The organism is Burkholderia sp. Bp9012 (assembly GCF_003853825.1).
Lineage (GTDB): Bacteria > Pseudomonadota > Gammaproteobacteria > Burkholderiales > Burkholderiaceae > Burkholderia > Burkholderia diffusa.
Window position 1 is genome coordinate 45,767 of the sequence record NZ_QTQA01000006.1, and the last position, 16,359, is coordinate 62,125.

The 16,359-nt window shown below is 66.9% G+C and carries 14 protein-coding genes; 9 read left to right on the top strand and 5 right to left on the bottom strand.

Annotated elements, in window-relative coordinates:
* Positions 1–173 precede the first annotated feature (173 nt).
* Both DIE11_RS09800 and DIE11_RS09805 read left to right on the top strand, forming a co-directional pair.
* Positions 174–2,465 (top strand): FUSC family membrane protein, encoded by a 2,292-nt coding sequence (locus tag DIE11_RS09800; protein ID WP_124623214.1) that lies wholly within the window; start codon positions 174–176, stop codon positions 2,463–2,465.
* 297 nt (positions 2,466–2,762) lie between these two features.
* Positions 2,763–4,130 carry an amino acid permease gene (locus DIE11_RS09805; RefSeq protein ID WP_059603412.1) on the top strand — a complete coding sequence of 456 codons (1,368 nt, stop codon included), beginning with the start codon at positions 2,763–2,765 and terminating at the stop codon, positions 4,128–4,130.
* Positions 4,131–4,290: 160 nt separating this feature from the next.
* Here DIE11_RS09805 and DIE11_RS09810 read toward each other — a convergent pair whose 3' ends face one another.
* A complete protein-coding gene (locus DIE11_RS09810) occupies positions 4,291–4,452 on the bottom strand; it encodes a hypothetical protein (protein ID WP_006476417.1) in 162 nt (53 codons plus the stop codon).
* 242 nt (positions 4,453–4,694) lie between these two features.
* Between DIE11_RS09810 and DIE11_RS09815 the strand changes: the two genes are divergently transcribed.
* Genes DIE11_RS09815 through DIE11_RS09825 form a run of 3 tightly spaced genes read left to right on the top strand, consistent with a single transcriptional unit; the run spans position 4,695 to position 8,182 of the window.
* A complete protein-coding gene (locus DIE11_RS09815; protein ID WP_124623216.1) occupies positions 4,695–5,738 on the top strand; it encodes a Fe(3+) ABC transporter substrate-binding protein in 1,044 nt (347 codons plus the stop codon).
* The gene (locus tag DIE11_RS09820) at positions 5,728–7,404 is read left to right on the top strand and encodes an iron ABC transporter permease (protein ID WP_124623218.1); all 1,677 of its coding nucleotides are present in this window, start codon (positions 5,728–5,730) and stop codon (positions 7,402–7,404) included. Before DIE11_RS09815 ends, DIE11_RS09820 begins: the two co-directional genes overlap by 11 nt.
* Positions 7,405–7,408: 4 nt before the next feature.
* Entirely contained in the window at positions 7,409–8,182 is a 774-nt protein-coding gene (locus tag DIE11_RS09825) for an ABC transporter ATP-binding protein (RefSeq protein ID WP_124623220.1), read from the top strand.
* Between the two features lie 80 nt (positions 8,183–8,262).
* Here the strand turns inward: DIE11_RS09825 and DIE11_RS09830 are convergent, their stop codons facing one another.
* From DIE11_RS09830 to DIE11_RS09845, 4 genes are all read right to left on the bottom strand, one after another.
* Positions 8,263–8,733, bottom strand: coding sequence for an Lrp/AsnC family transcriptional regulator (locus DIE11_RS09830; protein WP_006754321.1), 471 nt, complete (start codon positions 8,731–8,733; stop codon positions 8,263–8,265).
* Between the two features lie 287 nt (positions 8,734–9,020).
* A complete protein-coding gene (locus tag DIE11_RS09835; RefSeq protein WP_124623222.1) occupies positions 9,021–9,662 on the bottom strand; it encodes an NAD(P)-dependent oxidoreductase in 642 nt (213 codons plus the stop codon).
* A 137-nt stretch (positions 9,663–9,799) separates the two neighbouring features.
* Positions 9,800–10,255, bottom strand: a complete 456-nt coding sequence (locus tag DIE11_RS09840; protein ID WP_059603397.1) for an Rrf2 family transcriptional regulator — start codon at positions 10,253–10,255, stop codon at positions 9,800–9,802.
* A 91-nt stretch (positions 10,256–10,346) separates the two neighbouring features.
* The gene (locus DIE11_RS09845; protein WP_059603394.1) at positions 10,347–10,775 is read right to left on the bottom strand and encodes a hypothetical protein; all 429 of its coding nucleotides are present in this window, start codon (positions 10,773–10,775) and stop codon (positions 10,347–10,349) included.
* Between the two features lie 193 nt (positions 10,776–10,968).
* Between DIE11_RS09845 and DIE11_RS09850 the strand changes: the two genes are divergently transcribed.
* The 4 genes from DIE11_RS09850 to DIE11_RS09865 all read left to right on the top strand — a co-directional run bounded on the left by DIE11_RS09850 (position 10,969) and on the right by DIE11_RS09865 (position 16,341).
* Positions 10,969–11,304 (top strand): hypothetical protein, encoded by a 336-nt coding sequence (locus tag DIE11_RS09850; protein ID WP_124623224.1) that lies wholly within the window; start codon positions 10,969–10,971, stop codon positions 11,302–11,304.
* Positions 11,305–11,547: 243 nt separating this feature from the next.
* Positions 11,548–12,741 (top strand): ammonium transporter, encoded by a 1,194-nt coding sequence (locus tag DIE11_RS09855; RefSeq protein WP_124623226.1) that lies wholly within the window; start codon positions 11,548–11,550, stop codon positions 12,739–12,741.
* 193 nt (positions 12,742–12,934) lie between these two features.
* Positions 12,935–14,893 (top strand): PhoX family phosphatase, encoded by a 1,959-nt coding sequence (locus DIE11_RS09860; RefSeq protein ID WP_124623228.1) that lies wholly within the window; start codon positions 12,935–12,937, stop codon positions 14,891–14,893.
* Between the two features lie 623 nt (positions 14,894–15,516).
* Positions 15,517–16,341, top strand: a complete 825-nt coding sequence (locus tag DIE11_RS09865; protein WP_124623231.1) for an IclR family transcriptional regulator — start codon at positions 15,517–15,519, stop codon at positions 16,339–16,341.
* Positions 16,342–16,359: the final 18 nt, after the last annotated feature.

The window sequence follows — 16,359 nt, forward strand, 5'->3', positions numbered from 1 at the left end:
GTCGGAGCCTCGCGCCGGCCAGGCCGTGCGAACGGGAGCACCAAGGATAGCAAAAGGGCCGTCGCGGCGAACCTCGTCCGAAAGGCCAGGTTTTGCGGACAGCGAAATACGATAGACTCGTCGCCAGTCATTACGACGCCCCGGGGCGTCTTCGTCTGTCATTCAGCCCATCGATGCGCTATTCGGTCGAAATCAGAAAGTTTTTCTACAGCCAGTACTTTTTCGGCGGCCTGCGGATCGCGGTCGGCGTATCGCTGCCGGCCGTGCTGTGCCTGATCGTGTTTCACAACCGGGAGCTCGGCTTCACGATCTCGACCGGTGCGCTCGGCGCGTGCGTCGTCGACATGCCTGGCCCGCTGAAGTACAAGCACAACGAAATGCTCGCGTGCAGCGTGATCGGCTTCCTGGCCGCGCTCGCGACCGGCCTCGCCACGCCGAACATCTTCGCGCTGTGGCTGACGATCGTGCCGCTCACGTTCGTGCTGTCGCTGATCGTCGTCTACGGCAACCGCTGGCCGCAGATCAGCTTCGCGACGCTGTTCATGATGGTGATGACGCTCGAGGAGAATTTCACGCCGCTGCAAGCGTTCGTCAATGCCGGCTGGATTCTCGCCGGCGGCCTCTGGTACACGTACTGGGCGACGCTCGTGTCGCAATGGCAGGCGCGCCGGATCGAACAGCAGGCGCTCGCCGAAAGCCTGTTCGCATGCGCCGACTACCTGCTCGCCCGTGCGCAATTCTACGATCTCGATGCCGATCTCGACGAGTGCTATCGCAATCTCGTCGCGAAGCAGATCACCGCGGTCGAAACCCAGGAAACCGCGCGCGACATCGTGCTGCGCAACCTGCCGAAGCTGCGCCGCGGCAAGCTCGACGCCGGCCGCACGATGATGTACAACCTGTTCATCAACAGCGTCGACCTGCACGAGCTGTTCGTCGGCGCGCACACCGACTACCCGCTCGTGCGCAACACGTTCGGCGGCTCCGACCTGATCATTTTCTATCGCGACCTGATCCACAAGGCGGCCCGCGACCTCGAGGAAATCGGCCTCGCGGTGCTCGAGAATCGCGCGCCGCATTCGCGGATCAGCGTGAAGGCCGAACTGCGCGCGATCGAGTACGAGATCGAGCTGATGCGCAAGAAGAACTTCCCGGCCACCAACGCGGAAGCCTACGCAGCCGTGCTCGCGACCTTCCGCCGCATCTGGAGCGCGACGCGCCTGATCGACCGGATGCGCCGCAACCTGTCGGGCCATGCCGATCCGCAGCAGACCGAACTGAAGATCGACAAGGCGCTCACGCGCTTCCTGCAGCGGCGCCGGATGTCGCCGCTCCTGATCTTCTCGAACCTGAACATGCGCTCGCCGAGCTTTCGCCACGCGCTGCGCGTGACGATCGCGGTCGCGGTCGGCTTCTGGCTCGGCCGGCTGCTACCGCTCACGAATGCCTACTGGATCGTGATGACGACCATCATCATCCTGAAGCCCGGCTACTCGCTCACCAAGCAGCGTAACGCGCAGCGTATCGTCGGCACGCTGATCGGCTGCGCGGCGAGCATCGCGCTGATCTACACGGTCAAGGAACCGCACCTGCTGATCGCAATCATGTTCGGGTCGATGGTGATGAGCTACAGCCTGCTGCTGTTCAACTACGCGGCGAGCGTCGTGTTCACGTCGTCTTACGTGCTGCTGATGTTCCACCTGCTCGCGCCGGGCAGCATGAGGATCATCGGCGAGCGCGCGATCGACACGGTGGTCGGCTGCATGATCGCGATTGCAGCGAGCCGCCTGTTCCCTTACTGGGAATACCGGCTGATGGGCAAGCTCGTCACCGACATGCTGACCTCGACACGCAGGTATTTCGAAGCAGTGTGGCGCGCCGGGCGCGGCGTGTCGCCGCCGCCCGTGCCGGCCGCCGACGGCGCGGCGGTCGTGCCGGTCGTCGCGGCGGCAATCGAGACGCCGGCCGCCGCCCTCGACGACGACTACCGCTATCGCCTCGCGCGCAAGGACGTGCACATCGCGTTCGCGAACCTCGGCCAGGCGTTCCAGCGGATGATGATCGAGCCGAAGGCGCACCAGCGCTTCGTGCCGGAGCTGAACGACCTGCTCGTGCAGACCCACGTGCTCGGTGCGCAGATCACCGCCGCCGCGCCACTGATCCGGAGCGCGTGTGCGGCCGACGAGAACATCGTCCACGACGATGCGTTGCGCCGCGGCCTGTCCGCCGTGCTCGAGAACCTCGAGAAGGCAGAAGCCGGCGAACCGCCGCCGGCCGACCAGCTCGACGCGACGAAGCAGATCACCCGCGACCTCGACGCGATGGTCGTGTCCGCGGAAAAATCCGACGCGGTCGGCGCCGAGCTCACGCACGACCTGAAGGTGCTCGCGCACCAGTGCAAGCAGATGCTCGCGTCGTCGCTGCTGATCCGCAAGGACGCGAGCGTCATCCGCCTGCCGGCATGACGCCATGACGTCGTTCCGCCACCGGCCGCCCGCACACACGAGCGGGCCGGCCGGCAGCGCTCCACGCTCCCGCAACACCCTCCCGAAGCATGACCCGCACGCCCCTTACGGCCCACGCGCCCGCTGCGCGATGGCCCCACCTTCGATTGCGCCGGTTGCGCCAGTCAGGGAATACCCGATTCCGGTCGCATGGTCAGGCTTGTTATCATTCGGGCACGCCTAAGTTGTATATACAACTTGAACCAACCGGGCCGGCCCCGTTCGCCCGGTCTGTCGCATAACGATATCGGAGACTCAATGAAGAACTTGCAGCGCCATCTGAGCGCGCGGCACATCCGCTTTCTCGCGCTGGGCTCGGCGATCGGCACCGGCCTGTTCTACGGCTCGGCGTCCGCGATCCAGCTCGCGGGCCCGGCGGTGATCCTGGCCTACATCCTGGGCGGCGCGGCTGTCTACATGGTGATGCGCGCGCTCGGCGAGATGGCCGTGCGCGAGCCCGTCGCCGGCTCGTTCGGCCACTATGCGACCGAAAACCTCGGCCCATTCGCGGGCTTCGTCACCGGCTGGACCTACACGCTTGAAATGGTGATCGTCGCCATCGCCGACATCACCGCGTTCGGCATCTACATGGGCTTCTGGTTTCCGGATGTCCCTCAATGGATCTGGGTGCTCGGCGTCGTCGCGGTCATCTGCGGGCTGAACCTGTGCCATGTGAAGGTGTTCGGCGAGCTCGAATTCTGGCTGTCGCTCATCAAGGTCGGCGCGATCGTCGCGATGATCGGCGGCGGCGTTGCGATCCTGCTGACCGGCATGCATTTCGGCCATTCGGCCGACGTGCCGACGTTCGCGAACCTGTGGAACCACGGCGGCTTCTTCCCGAACGGGATCGGCGGGTTGATCGCGTCGCTGTCGGTCGTGATCTTCGCGTACGGTGGCATCGAGGTGATCGGGATGAGCGCCGGCGAAGCCAAGGATCCGGAGCGCGTGATTCCGCGCGCCATCAACGCGGTGCCCGCGCGCATCCTGTTGTTCTACGTGCTGACGATGGTCGTCCTGATGTCGATCAGCCCGTGGACCGGCGTCGGCAGCGACGGCAGCCCGTTCGTGCAGATCTTCTCGGCGCTCGGCGTGAAGTCGGCCGCGACCATTCTCAACCTCGTGGTGATCAGCGCGGCGATCTCGGCGATCAACAGCGACATCTTCGGCGCGGGCCGGATGATGTTCGGGATGGCGCGGCAGGGCCAGGCGCCGCGCGTGCTGATGGCGACGTCGCGGCACGGCGTGCCATGGGTCACGGTGCTCGTGATGGCCGGCGCGCTGCTGATCGGCGTGCTGCTCAACTACCTGATGCCGAAGGACGTGTTCCTGGTGGTGGCGGCGATCGCGACGTTCGCGACCGTGTGGGTGTGGCTGATGATCCTGCTGTCGCAGGTCGCGATGCGCCGTCGCCTGTCGAGCGCGGAAGTCGCGGCGCTGAAGTTCAAGGTGCCGCTGTGGCCCGTCGCACCCGCGCTGACGATCGCGTTCATGGCTTTCGTGATCGTGATGCTCGGCTGGTTCGAAGATACGCGCGTCGCGCTCTACGTCGGCGCGGCATGGCTCGTGCTGCTCGCGGCCGTGTTCTACGCACGAATCCGCCCGAAATTTGCGCCTGCGTCACGTTGACGCACGGCTGACCCTTCCACGCGGCGCGCCGGCTTCGGCGCCCGCGCCCGTCCCGGCGCGATGCCTTGCGCCGCGCACCGCGTCCACGCTTCCTGCCGTTTCCGCGCATCGCTGGCGGCCCGACCGGGCCACCCAGCGATCATGCGCATCCGCGCCGGCGTCAGTGCGACGCGGCGCTCGCGGCCTCGGCCGGATGGGCCTCGTCGTACGCGTGCTTCTGTGAGATCGCGTTATACAGGATCGTCCCGATCACGAGCAGCACGGCCACGACGATCAGGATGCTCACGTTGCGGACAGGGTTCTTCTTGCGCTGATCGTTCATGATCGGTACGGCTCCGTCGATTTCGTTGAAGCGGGCATTCTACGCGCTTGCGCCCGCGCTGCGACGCCCCGGTAGCGCCCCCTCCTCCCACCTTCCTCCCTGCTTTCCGTCACCTTTCATTTGATAATCATTCCCATTCCGATCTAGAATCCGAAATCTTTCGTTTTGTAATGTTTCGGGTTGCTCGGACGGCAGGCACGCCCCGGAACGCTTCTTCGTCCGCCTGCCTCACCGGAGTCTTCATGTCGAATCCGCGCACCCGCCTGCTGCCGCTCGCCGGCGCCCTCGCCCTTGCCGCCGCCGCATTCGCGCCACTCGCCCACGCGGCCGAGGAAGTGAGCCTGTACACCACCCGCGAACCGAAGCTGATCCAGCCGCTCATCGACGCGTTCACGAAACAGAGCGGCGTCAAGGTCAACACGGTGTTCGTGAAGGACGGCCTGCTCGAGCGCGTGAAGGCGGAAGGCGCGCAGTCGCCGGCCGACGTGCTGATGACGGTCGACATCGGCAACCTGCTCGACCTTGTCGACGGCGGGCTTGCGCAGCCGGTGCGCTCGAAGGTGCTCGACGATGCGATTCCCGCGAACCTGCGCGGCGCGCAGGGTGACTGGTACGCGCTGTCGCTGCGCGACCGCGTGCTGTACGTGGAGAAGGATCTGAAGGTCGACGCGTTCCGCTACGAGGATCTCGCCGATCCGAAATGGAAGGGCAAGGTCTGCATCCGCTCGGGGCAGCATCCGTACAACACGGCACTCGTCGCGGCGATGATCGCGCACGACGGCGAAGCCGCGACCGAGAAGTGGCTGCGCGGCGTGAAGGCGAACCTCGCCCGCAAGGCGACGGGCGGCGACCGCGACGTCGCGCGCGACATTCTCGGCGGCATCTGCGACGTCGGCCTGGCCAACGCGTACTACGTCGGTCACATGAAGAACGCGGAGCCCGGCACCGATGCGCGCAAGTGGGGCGACGCGATCAAGGTGGTACGGCCGACGTTCGCGAACGCGAAGAGCGGCGGCACGCACGTGAACATCAGCGGCGCGACGGTCGCGAAGCACGCGCCGCACAAGGCCAACGCGGTGAAGCTGCTCGAGTACCTCGTGTCGCCGGAAGCGCAGGCGCTGTATGCGCAGGCGAACTACGAATATCCGGTGCGCGCGAACGTGAAGCTCGACCCGGTGATCGCGAGCTTCGGCACGCTGAAGGTCGACCCGCTTGCGCTGACCGACATCGCGAAGCACCGCAAGGCGGCCAGCCAGCTCGTCGACAAGGTCGGCTTTGACAACTGACGCACCGTTCGCCCGCACGCGCCGCCGGCCACTCCGTTCGCGCGCGGGCGGCCTCTGGCTGGGCGCGGCCGTCGCGATCGCGGCGGCGGTCGCGGCGCCGCTCGCGGTGCTAGTCGCCGCCGCGTTCGGCGCCGATCTCGCGCACTGGAAGCATCTCGCCGAATTCGTGCTGCCGCAGGCGCTGGTCAACACGCTGCTGTTGCTCGCGGGCGTCGGCGCAATCGTCACGGTGGTCGGCACCGGCTGCGCGTGGCTCGTCACCGCGTACGATTTTCCCGGCCGCCGGATGCTGACCTGGGCGCTGCTGCTGCCGCTCGCAGTGCCCACCTATATCGTCGCATTCGCCTATCTCGACCTGCTCCACCCGATCGGCCCCGTGCAGGGCGCGATCCGCTGGCTGTTCGGCTTCGACAGCCCGCGCCAGTTCCGTCTGCCCGACCTGCGCTCGCTGCCCGGTGCGATCTTCGTGCTCGGCTTCGTGCTGTATCCGTACGTGTACCTGAGCACGCGCGCAATGTTCGTCACGCAGTCCGCGAGTCTTCTCGAAGCCGCGCGCACGCTCGGCGCGGGACGCATCGCGACGTTCTGGCGCGTCGTTGTGCCGCTCGCCCGGCCCGCGATCGCCGTCGGCGTGAGCCTTGCGCTGCTCGAAACGCTGAACGACATCGGCGCATCGGAATTCCTCGGTGTGCAGACGCTCACCGTGTCGGTCTACACGACGTGGATCACGCGCTCCGATCTCGCCGGCGCCGCGCAGATCGCGCTCGCGATGCTCGCGATCGTCGTCGGCATGATCATGCTCGAACGTTACGGGCGCCGTCGCCAGCGCTACGCGCACGGCCGACGCATGCGTCCGGTCGCACCGCGCAAGCTGACGGGCGCGGCCGCGTGGAGCGCCGCCGCGCTCGGCTGGCTGCCGGTGCTGCTCGGCTTCGGCGCGCCGGCCGCATACCTCGCGGTCGAGACCGGCAAGCGGCTGCATCTCGTCGGCGGCGTATCCGCTCAATTGACGACCGGGCTCGCGAACACGCTGACGATCGCCGCCGCCGCAACCGTCGCGACACTCGCATGCGGGCTCGTCGTCTCGTGGGCGGCGCGCGCGCAGCGCGACAGCGCGCGTGCGGGCCCGGCCCGCGTGTGCGCGCGCATCGCGAGCCTCGGCTACGCGGTGCCGGGCACAGTGCTCGCGATCGGCCTGCTGATCCCGTTCGCGGCGGCCGACCGGCTGCTCGGCGCGGCGCTCGGCCGTGACGGGCTACTGCTGATGGGGTCGGCGGCCGCCCTCGTGATCGCCTACACCGTCCGCTTTCTCGCGATCTCGGCCGGCAGCATCGAAGCCGGCCTCGCGCGCATTCCGCCGTCGCTCGAACACGCCGCGCGCTCGCTCGGCGAGACGGCCGGCGGCACGCTGCGCCGCGTGCACCTGCCGCTGCTGCGGCCCGCGCTCACGACGAGCGCACTGCTCGTCTTCGTCGACGCGATGAAAGAGCTGCCGGCGACACTGCTGCTGCGCCCGCTGAATTTCGACACACTCGCGACCTGGCTGTACGCGGAGGCCGCGCGCGGCACCTATGAGGAAGGCGCGGTCGCCGCGCTCGCAATCGTGCTGGCCGGGCTCGTGCCCGTGATCCTGCTCGCGCGCACCCGTCACAAGATCGGAGCCTGACACCGTGAATCTGCTCGAACTCGACGACCTCTGCGTCGCCTATGACACGCCGCACGGCCGCCGCACGGTGGTCGACGGGCTCAGCCTCGCGCTGCCGCGCGGCGATATCGGCTGCCTGCTCGGCGCATCGGGCTGCGGCAAGACCACCGTGCTGCGCGCGATCGCGGGCTTCGAGCCCGTACGCATGGGGCGCATCGTGCTGGACGGCACGCCCGTCGCGGCGCCGTCGCTCGACGTGCCGCCCGAGCGGCGGCGCATCGGGATGATGTTCCAGGACTACGCGCTGTTCCCGCACCTGAGTGCGGCCGACAACGTCGCGTTCGGCCTGCGGCGCATGCCGAAGGCCGAGCGGCGCGCGCGCGTCGCGGACATGCTCGAGCTGGTCGGGCTCGCCGCTTCCGGCGACGCGTATCCACACGAACTGTCGGGCGGCCAGCAGCAGCGCGTCGCCCTCGCCCGTGCGCTCGCCCCGTCACCGGAGCTGCTGCTGCTCGACGAGCCATTCTCGAATCTCGACGTCGATACACGCGAGCGGCTCGCGTTCGAGCTGCGCGACATCCTGAAGCGCACGGGTCACACCGCGATCCTCGTCACGCACAATCAGGCGGAAGCGTTCGCGATCGCCGACCGGATCGGCGTGATGAAGGATGGCCAGCTCGCGCAATGGGACACGCCGTACGCGCTGCACCACCATCCGGCCAGTCCGTTCGTCGCGGAGTTCGTGCGCCGCGACGCGCTGGCGGACGAACGCGCACGCGCGCTGTCGCGCGGCCGCTGACCGGGCGACAATGGCGCGTATTGGCGGCGCACACACGTAACATCCGTGCGCACCGACGCGCTCCGTTGCCGTCGCGCGCGCTATGCCGGCTCGGACAGATCGCGCACCGGCAGCGCGGTCGAATACTTGATCTGCTCCATCGCGAACGACGAGCTCACGTCGAACAGCGGCACCGCGCGGATCAGTTGCTTGTACACGCGATCGTAATCGTCGATGCCGGCCACCACGACCCGCAGCAGATAGTCGGTCTCGCCGCTCATCCGATAGACCTCGACGACTTCCGGCATGTCGCGCACGGCCTGCGTGAAGCGCTGCGCCCACTCCTCGGTGTGCTGGTTCGTGCGGATCGCGACGAACACGGTCGTGCCGACACCGAGCTTGCGCGGATCGCACAGCGCGACCTGCGCACGGATCGCGCCGGTTTCCTTGAGCCGCTGCACGCGCTTCCAGCACGGCGTCTGCGACAGGTTCACGCGCTGCGCGAGCTCCGCGATCGGCAAGGTGGCATCTGCCTGCAACAGCTCAAGCAGTTTGCGATCGATGGCATCCATTTACCCAGTCCCTCGTAGATAGAAATTTTTTCTATGCATCCTGCATGACGGGGAACAATATGGAAACCGCTGCGCGGCGTCGACCGGGATAAATACCAATCAGGCCGGGAAGAATCCGCATCACGCACGATCCCGTGCGCAGCGGTCCATCGATCATCGGCACACCAGACGAAACAGGCGATTCCACCCGTCGAGGTGGAATCGCCTGAAGTCACTGCGGCTGCGCTGCCTGGCCAGCCGCTCACGGCGAATACGGCACCCTGCGCGCCGCCTCGCCATGGGATCGCTCAATACGCGACCGTCGCGATCTCGCGCACGAAGCCGTGTTGCTCGAGCGCATCGACGAACGCGACCGCATAGTCTTCGGCCGAGATCCTGCTGTTGCCCTCTGCGTCCACGATCAGCTTGCCCACGCCCGTGCGGAACGTGCCGGTGCGCTCGCCCGGCGCGATCAGGGCCGCAGGCGCGAAGAACGTCCAGTCGAGATCGCCGACCGTTTCAAGATAATCGAGCGCATCGCGGTGCGCGAGCGCGACCGCCTTGTACGCGTCCGGGAAACCTTCGGTGTCGACCAGCTGCTTGCCCGGCGCAACTTCGAGCGAACCGGCGCCCCCCACCACCACGAGCCGCTTCAGGCCCGCCTGGCGCGTGCTTTCCACCAGCGTCTTCGCCGCGGCGACGATCTTCGCGGGATCGTCCTGCTTCGGGCTGTACGCGCTCGCGACGACGTCGTGGCCCGGCAGCGCGGCCGCGATGCTGGCCGCATCGAACAGGTCGGCAGCCTTCGCCGTGATGCCGTCGCCGGCCGCGCCCGGATGGCGCGACAGCGCGGTCACGCGATGGCCACGGCGCACGGCTTCCGCGGCGATGCGCGAGCCGATCATCCCGGTGGCGCCGAACAGTGCGATGTTCAAGGTAGGTTGCGTCATGTCGATTCTCCAGAAATAAAAAGTAACTACAATGATTACATATAAGACCGAAAAAAAACGGAGCAACACTCCGTCGTGCCGGCCGCCGCGCATGCGCGTCACCCGGCCTCCTGCCCGGCATCATCCATTGCCCGCGATCACCCGCCGGCGCTTCCCGCCGGCCGGCTGCGCTGCTCCGATTCGAGCACGTCGGCCGTGACGTCCGCGAGCGTGCGTGTGGCAAGCGATGCTTCCATCGCGCGCTGCGCGTCGCCGATATAGTCGATCAGCACGCCCTGGATGTGCCGCCCGACGAGACACGCGGGATTCGGCGCCTCGCGATGCAGCGCGAACAGCTGCGCATCGTCGACCGCGCGATACACGTCGAGCAACGTGATCTCGCCGGGCTCGCGCGCCAGCAGCGCGCCGCCGCCTGCGCCGAGCTGGGACGTGGTCAGCCCCGCGGCCGCCAGCATCGACAGCAGACGGCGAATCAGCGCCGGATTCGTGTTCACGCTACCCGCGATGATGTCGGACGACAGCGGCGCACCTTCCTGCATCGACAGCAACGCAAGCACATGAACGGCAAACGCGAACCGGCTGCTGGTATTCATTCCTCACTCTCTCGGTGACGCCGGCTCGAACGGCAGCCGGCGACGATGTGTAACCATGATAATTACATATTGAAGATTCCGCAAGGGCCCTTCACTCGCCGCTGGCCGGCTTCGCACCCGACGCGTTCTGCTGGCTCCACTGCTGGAGCTTCTTGCCGGCCTCCGCCATCTTCGCGCCCGCTTCCGATGCCGCGTGTGCAACGACGGCGGAAGCGGCCGCATCGATCTGCGCCTGCGCGGCGGACGCGAGGCCGCTCGCCGACAGCGGCGGCACGGCCGAGGCCGCGCTCGCAATGCCGGCCTTCGCGGCATTGATCTGCTGGTTGACGGTGCTCGCCACCTGGTCGAGCGCCTTGGCCGCGTTGTTCGCGGCATCGGCGGCCGCGCTGGCGGCCGTATCGGGTTGCGTGGCCGGCGTGCCGGACTTCTCGCAGCCTGCGAGCAACAGCACCGCACCGACGGCCGCGGCCGCCAGCACGGACCCGGGCACGCGACGCGCCGGCCAAGTCTTCATCTTCATCAGCGATCTCCGGCCGTGCGCCGCACGGCCTGAATGGTTGGACCAGCGTCGATGATACCGCCTGTGGAACAGGGCCAATGACGACTCGTGATTAAAAATGCCTTTCAATTTCGGATTTGTCTGATTCAATTGCAGGCGTGCCGAGACTAAAGTGGGCAGGCTTCAATCCGCTCCGTCTGCTTCCCGTTTCTTCATGGCTTTCCTCATCGACTGGTTCATCGCGCTGGCCGCCGCGCTCGCCACCACCTTGTTCCTGTGCCTTCGTTCACCGTCCGCGCCGCGCCTGCGTGCAGCCGGGCGCCCGCGCCGCGTGGCGTGCGCTCGCCTGCTCGTTCAGGCTGTGATCGGTTTCTGGACGGCCGCGCTGATCGTCGCGCAGGGCATCCTTGGCCCCGACGGCGACGGCCAGTCGCACGCCGGCTTCGCGGCGCTCGCATTTGCCGCACTCGGGCTCACCACCGTCGCCGCCTACTGGTGCGCCTGCGCATTGCGGCTGCGGCGCTCACGCGTGCTGTTCGCCCGCCGCTGACGCGCCAGACCGGTGCATCGCGGCGCACCACGCCACGCATCGCGCGCACCATTTGAGCTCTCATCGCACCACGCGCGTGCACCCACTGCGGCTCCGGGCCCACACGCGGCCTGCCCCGCTACCGTGCACGCATCGCCCGCGTGCCGCATCGCACGGCCTTCCGCACCACTTGTACGCACGCGTTCACCAAGTTGGCTCGATATTTGCATTCCTTGCCCGTTTTTTGCGCAAGGAAGCCACGGCATGGATGGTCTGAAATCCGGCGTCGATACACTGTTCCTCTTGATCGGTGCCGTCATGGTGCTCGCGATGCACGCGGGCTTCGCATTTCTCGAGCTCGGCACGGTCCGCAAGAAGAACCAGGTCAACGCGCTCGTGAAGATCCTGGTCGACTTCTCGGTGTCGACGCTCGCGTATTTCTTCATCGGCTATACGATCGCGTACGGCGTCGAGTTCTTCGACGATATCGGCACGCTGTCGCAGCACAGCGGCTACGCGCTCGTGCGCTTCTTCTTCCTGCTGACGTTCGCGGCGGCCATTCCCGCGATCGTGTCCGGCGGCATCGCCGAACGCGCGAAATTCAATCCTCAGCTCGTCGCGACGCTGATCATCGTCGGCTTCATCTATCCGTTCTTCGAAGGGATCGCATGGAATGAACGCTTCGGCGTGCAGGGCTGGCTCACGCATGCCTTCGGCGCGCCGTTCCACGATTTCGCGGGCTCGGTCGTCGTGCATGCGTTCGGCGGCTGGGTCGCGCTGCCGGCCGTGCTGCTGCTCGGCGCACGCCACGGCCGCTATGCGAAGGACGGCCGGATCGCCGCGCACCCGCCGTCGAACATTCCGTTTCTCGCACTCGGCGCGTGGGTGCTCGCGGTCGGCTGGTTCGGCTTCAACGTGATGAGCGCGCAGACGCTCGACAAGATCAGCGGCCTGGTCGCCGTGAACTCGCTGATGGCGATGGTCGGCGGCACGCTCGCCGCGTGGATGGCCGGCCGCAACGATCCGGGCTTCACGTACAACGGCCCGCTCGCGGGCCTCGTCGCGGTCTGCGCGGGTTCCGACGTGATGCACCCGATCGGTGCGCTCGTCACCGGCGCCGCAGCCGGCGCACTGTTCGTCGCGATGTTCACCTGCGTGCAGAACAAGTGGCGCATCGACGACGTGCTCGGCGTGTGGCCGCTGCACGGAATGTGCGGCGCGCTCGGCGGCATCGCGGCCGGTGTGTTCGGGCAACCCGCGTTCGGCGGCCTCGGCGGCGTGTCGTTCATGTCGCAACTCATCGGCACGCTCGGCGGCATCGCGATCGCCACCGCGGGCGGCACGCTCGTGTACGGCGCGCTGAAGGCGACCGTCGGGCTGCGCCTCGAGCGCGAAGCCGAATTCGACGGCGCCGACCTGTCGATCCATCGCATCTCGGCGACGCCCGAGCGCGACTGAGCGCGAATACGCGTCCGATCGGCGTCCGGCAGCCCGCCTGACGGACGCCCAACGCATCATTACGTTTTCAATTCAAAAAACTTTCATCGAGCGCCCCTAAACTTCGGTCCAGTTTTCAACTTGCCTTCGCAATGCTTGCTGATCGCCTGCTTCGCGAAAGGCGATTCTTCCAACATTCGAAACTGGACTCCACATGCCCGCGTTGCCCAATGCTTCCCGTCGTCAGGCCCTGAAGATCCTCGCCGGCGCACCCATGCTGCCCCTCTCCGGCCTCGCGCTGCCGGCCCTGCTGACAGGTTGCGGCGGCGACGACAATCCGGCGGCGACGCCGGCCGCCGCCGCGTACACGTCGGCGGCGTTCTCGGCGATGGCCGCGCCCACGCTCGACAACGCGGCCGCGATGGCCACGACGACGGTCGGTTCGACGCTGTCGGTGTCCTTCTCGGACGGCTCGTCGCGCAACTTCAAGCTCGCGTACCGGCCGTTCTTCGTGACGGGCGACATGGTGCCGGACGGCAAGGGCGGCACGACGCTCGCGGGCGGCTACTACGACATCAACAACCAGCCGATCATCGATCGCTCGGTGGCCGGCAAGGAGCGCCAGTTCTATTCCGACTGCCCGGACGGCAGCTCGCTGCTGACGCTGAAAAATGCGAACGTGCCCGGCGTGAAGGACAACACGGTGTTCGCGGTCGTGCAGTTCGAATACACGACGCGCGACCAGGCGAGCGCGTCGCAGTACGGCCAGTTGCCGTCGCCGATCGCCGTGCTCACGCTCGACCAGGATCCGTCCACCGGCGCGCTGAAGGTCGTGAAGTACCACAACGTCGACACGTCGAAGGCGCACGGCCTGTGGATCACCTGCGGCGCGAGCCTGTCGCCGTGGGGCACGCACCTGTCGAGCGAGGAATACGAGCCGGACGCGACGAAGGCCGCGACCGACGCGCAGTTCAAGGCGTTCAGCAAGAACACGTTCGGCGACGAGACGAAGGCGAACCCCTACCACTACGGCCACCTGCCCGAGATCACCGTGAATCCGGACGGCACCGGCACCGTGAAGAAGCACTACTGCCTCGGCCGCATCTCGCACGAGCTGATCCAGGTGATGCCGGACCAGCGCACCGTGATGATGGGCGACGACGCCACCAACGGCGGCCTGTTCATGTTCGTCGCCGACAAGGCGGCCGACCTGTCGGCCGGCACGCTGTACGTCGCGAAGTGGACGCAGACGTCATCGGCCGGCGCCGGCACCGCGACGCTCACGTGGATCAAGATCGGCCATGCGACCAGCGGCGAGATCGAAACGCTCGCGAACACGCTGAAGGCGTCGGACATCATGGACCTGGTGACCACCGACCCGAACGATGCGAGCTACACGAAGATCCATTTCGGCGGCAAGTTCAACTGGATCCGCGTGAAGCCGGGCATGGAAAAAGCGGCCGCGTTCCTCGAGACGCACCGCTACGCGGCGCTGCTCGGCGGCAGCATGGCGTTCACGAAGCTCGAAGGCACGACCGTGAACGCGAAGGACAAGATCGTCTACACGGCGATGTCGCGGATCGAGACGTCGATGGTCCAGGGCAACGCGGCGTCGCGCGACGTCGCGGTCGACAAGAAGATCGCCTCGGGCGCGGTCTACGCGCTGAACCTGAAGGCCGGCCAGCGCGACACGACGGGCGGCGCGATCGACAGCGAGTGGGTGCCGGTCGACATGGGCGCGCCGGCCGCGCTCGTCGGCGAGGACCTCGCCGCGGCCGATGCGCTCGGCAACCTGGCAAACCCGGACAAGATCGCGAACCCCGACAACCTGAAGTTCTCCGAGAAGCTGCGCACGCTCTTCATCGGCGAAGACTCGGGCATGCACGTCAACAACTTCCTGTGGGCGTACAACGTCGACACGAAGTCGCTCGCGCGCGTGCTGTCGTGCCCGGCCGGCGCCGAATCGACGGGCCTGCACGCGGTCGACGAGATCAACGGCTGGACCTACATCATGAGCAACTTCCAGCACGCGGGCGACTGGGAGTCGCCGCTGCACGACAAGGTCAAGCCGACGCTCGATCCGCTCGTGCGCGCGAACTTCAAGGATCGCTTCGGCGCCAGCGTCGGCTACCTGACGGCCGAGCCGACCAGCATCAAGCTCGCGAAGGCGTGACCGCTTCGCACGAGGGGGTTAGCGCCCTGGCAGGCCGCCCCTGACCGGGCGTCCCTGACTGGGCGTCCCTAACCGGGCGTCCCTGACCGGGCGTCCCTTTCTTCATCACCGTTCATTCGTCGGCGCTCCACGCCGGTTTACGCGCGATGCCCATTGCGGGCATCGCGCTTTTTTTTGCGCGCGCCACGCGCACGCGAGTGCGCACGAGCCCGGTCGAACGGGCGATTTCAGCGATCGGGGGATAATACGGACCTGACGCGTCCGGCGGACGGGCAAAAAAAAAGCGCCACGGAGACCGTGGCGCTAAAAAAGTTCTAGCCATTCCGAGGGCCGTGCTAGAACCTGAGAGACTGCGCGAAACACCGTTGCCGGTTAAACTCCTGAAACGATGTTTCGAAAACGTGAGACATTCTTTCCGTTTCCGCCCGACAAGTCAAGCGGTATTTGCACCGGTTTGTTCACTTTCCGGCAATGCTCATTTGAGCGCTTTCCTAATAAACCAAGGGTGAACCCGTAAAATCTCATCCGATGAACGATTCACCCATGGAACATGCATCTTTTGACAATCATCCTACAATACCAACAAAATTGAAATCGAGTTTCGGAAATAGAGAGAATCCCTCGTGTCGACACCTGTAACGCCTCCCGCGCCCCGAGACCGCGAATCGTCGCCGGACGAGATCACCGCGCTCGCGCGCGGCCTCGCCGTGCTGCGGCGCATCGCGGCCGCCGACGCCCCGGTCAGCAACCGCGAGCTCACCGAATTGACGGGCATCCCGAAGCCGACCGTGTCACGCATCACGGCGACGCTCGTCAGCGCCGGCTTCCTGTTCCAGTTGCCCGACAGCGAGCGCTTCGTGCTGACCGCGTCGGTCCTGGAGCTGAGCCACGGCTTCCTGCGCAACTTCGACATCCGCGCCCGCTCGCGGCCGTTCATGATCGAACTCGCCGAGCGCACGTCGCTGTCGGTGCACCTCGCGGTGCGCGACCGGCTCGACATGGTCGCGATCGACGTGATCCGGCCGCGCTCGGCCGTGCTCGTCACGCGCCTCGAGATCGGCTCGCGGATGGACATCGCACGCACCGCGGTCGGCCGCGCGTATCTCGCGGCACTGGAGGACGACGAGCGCCGCGCGCTGCTCGACGCGCTGCGCGCGACGGCCGGCGATGACTGGCCGCACGTATCGGCGCGCCTGACCCGCGGTCTCGAGGACGCAATGCGCGCGGGCCATGCGATCGCGATCGGCGAATGGCGTGAAGGGCTGAACGCGGTCGCGGCCGGTTTCGTCGGCCCGTCGGGCCAGCGCTATTCGGTGAACTGCGGCGGCGCATCCAGTCAGTGCCCGCCCGAATGGCTGCAGGAACACGTGGTGCCCGCGTTGCACGAATGCATCGCGAAAATCACCCGCGAGATCGGCGGCGCGCCAGCCCGGCGCAGCGCCGTGTAATCGGTCCGTCATCGTCCT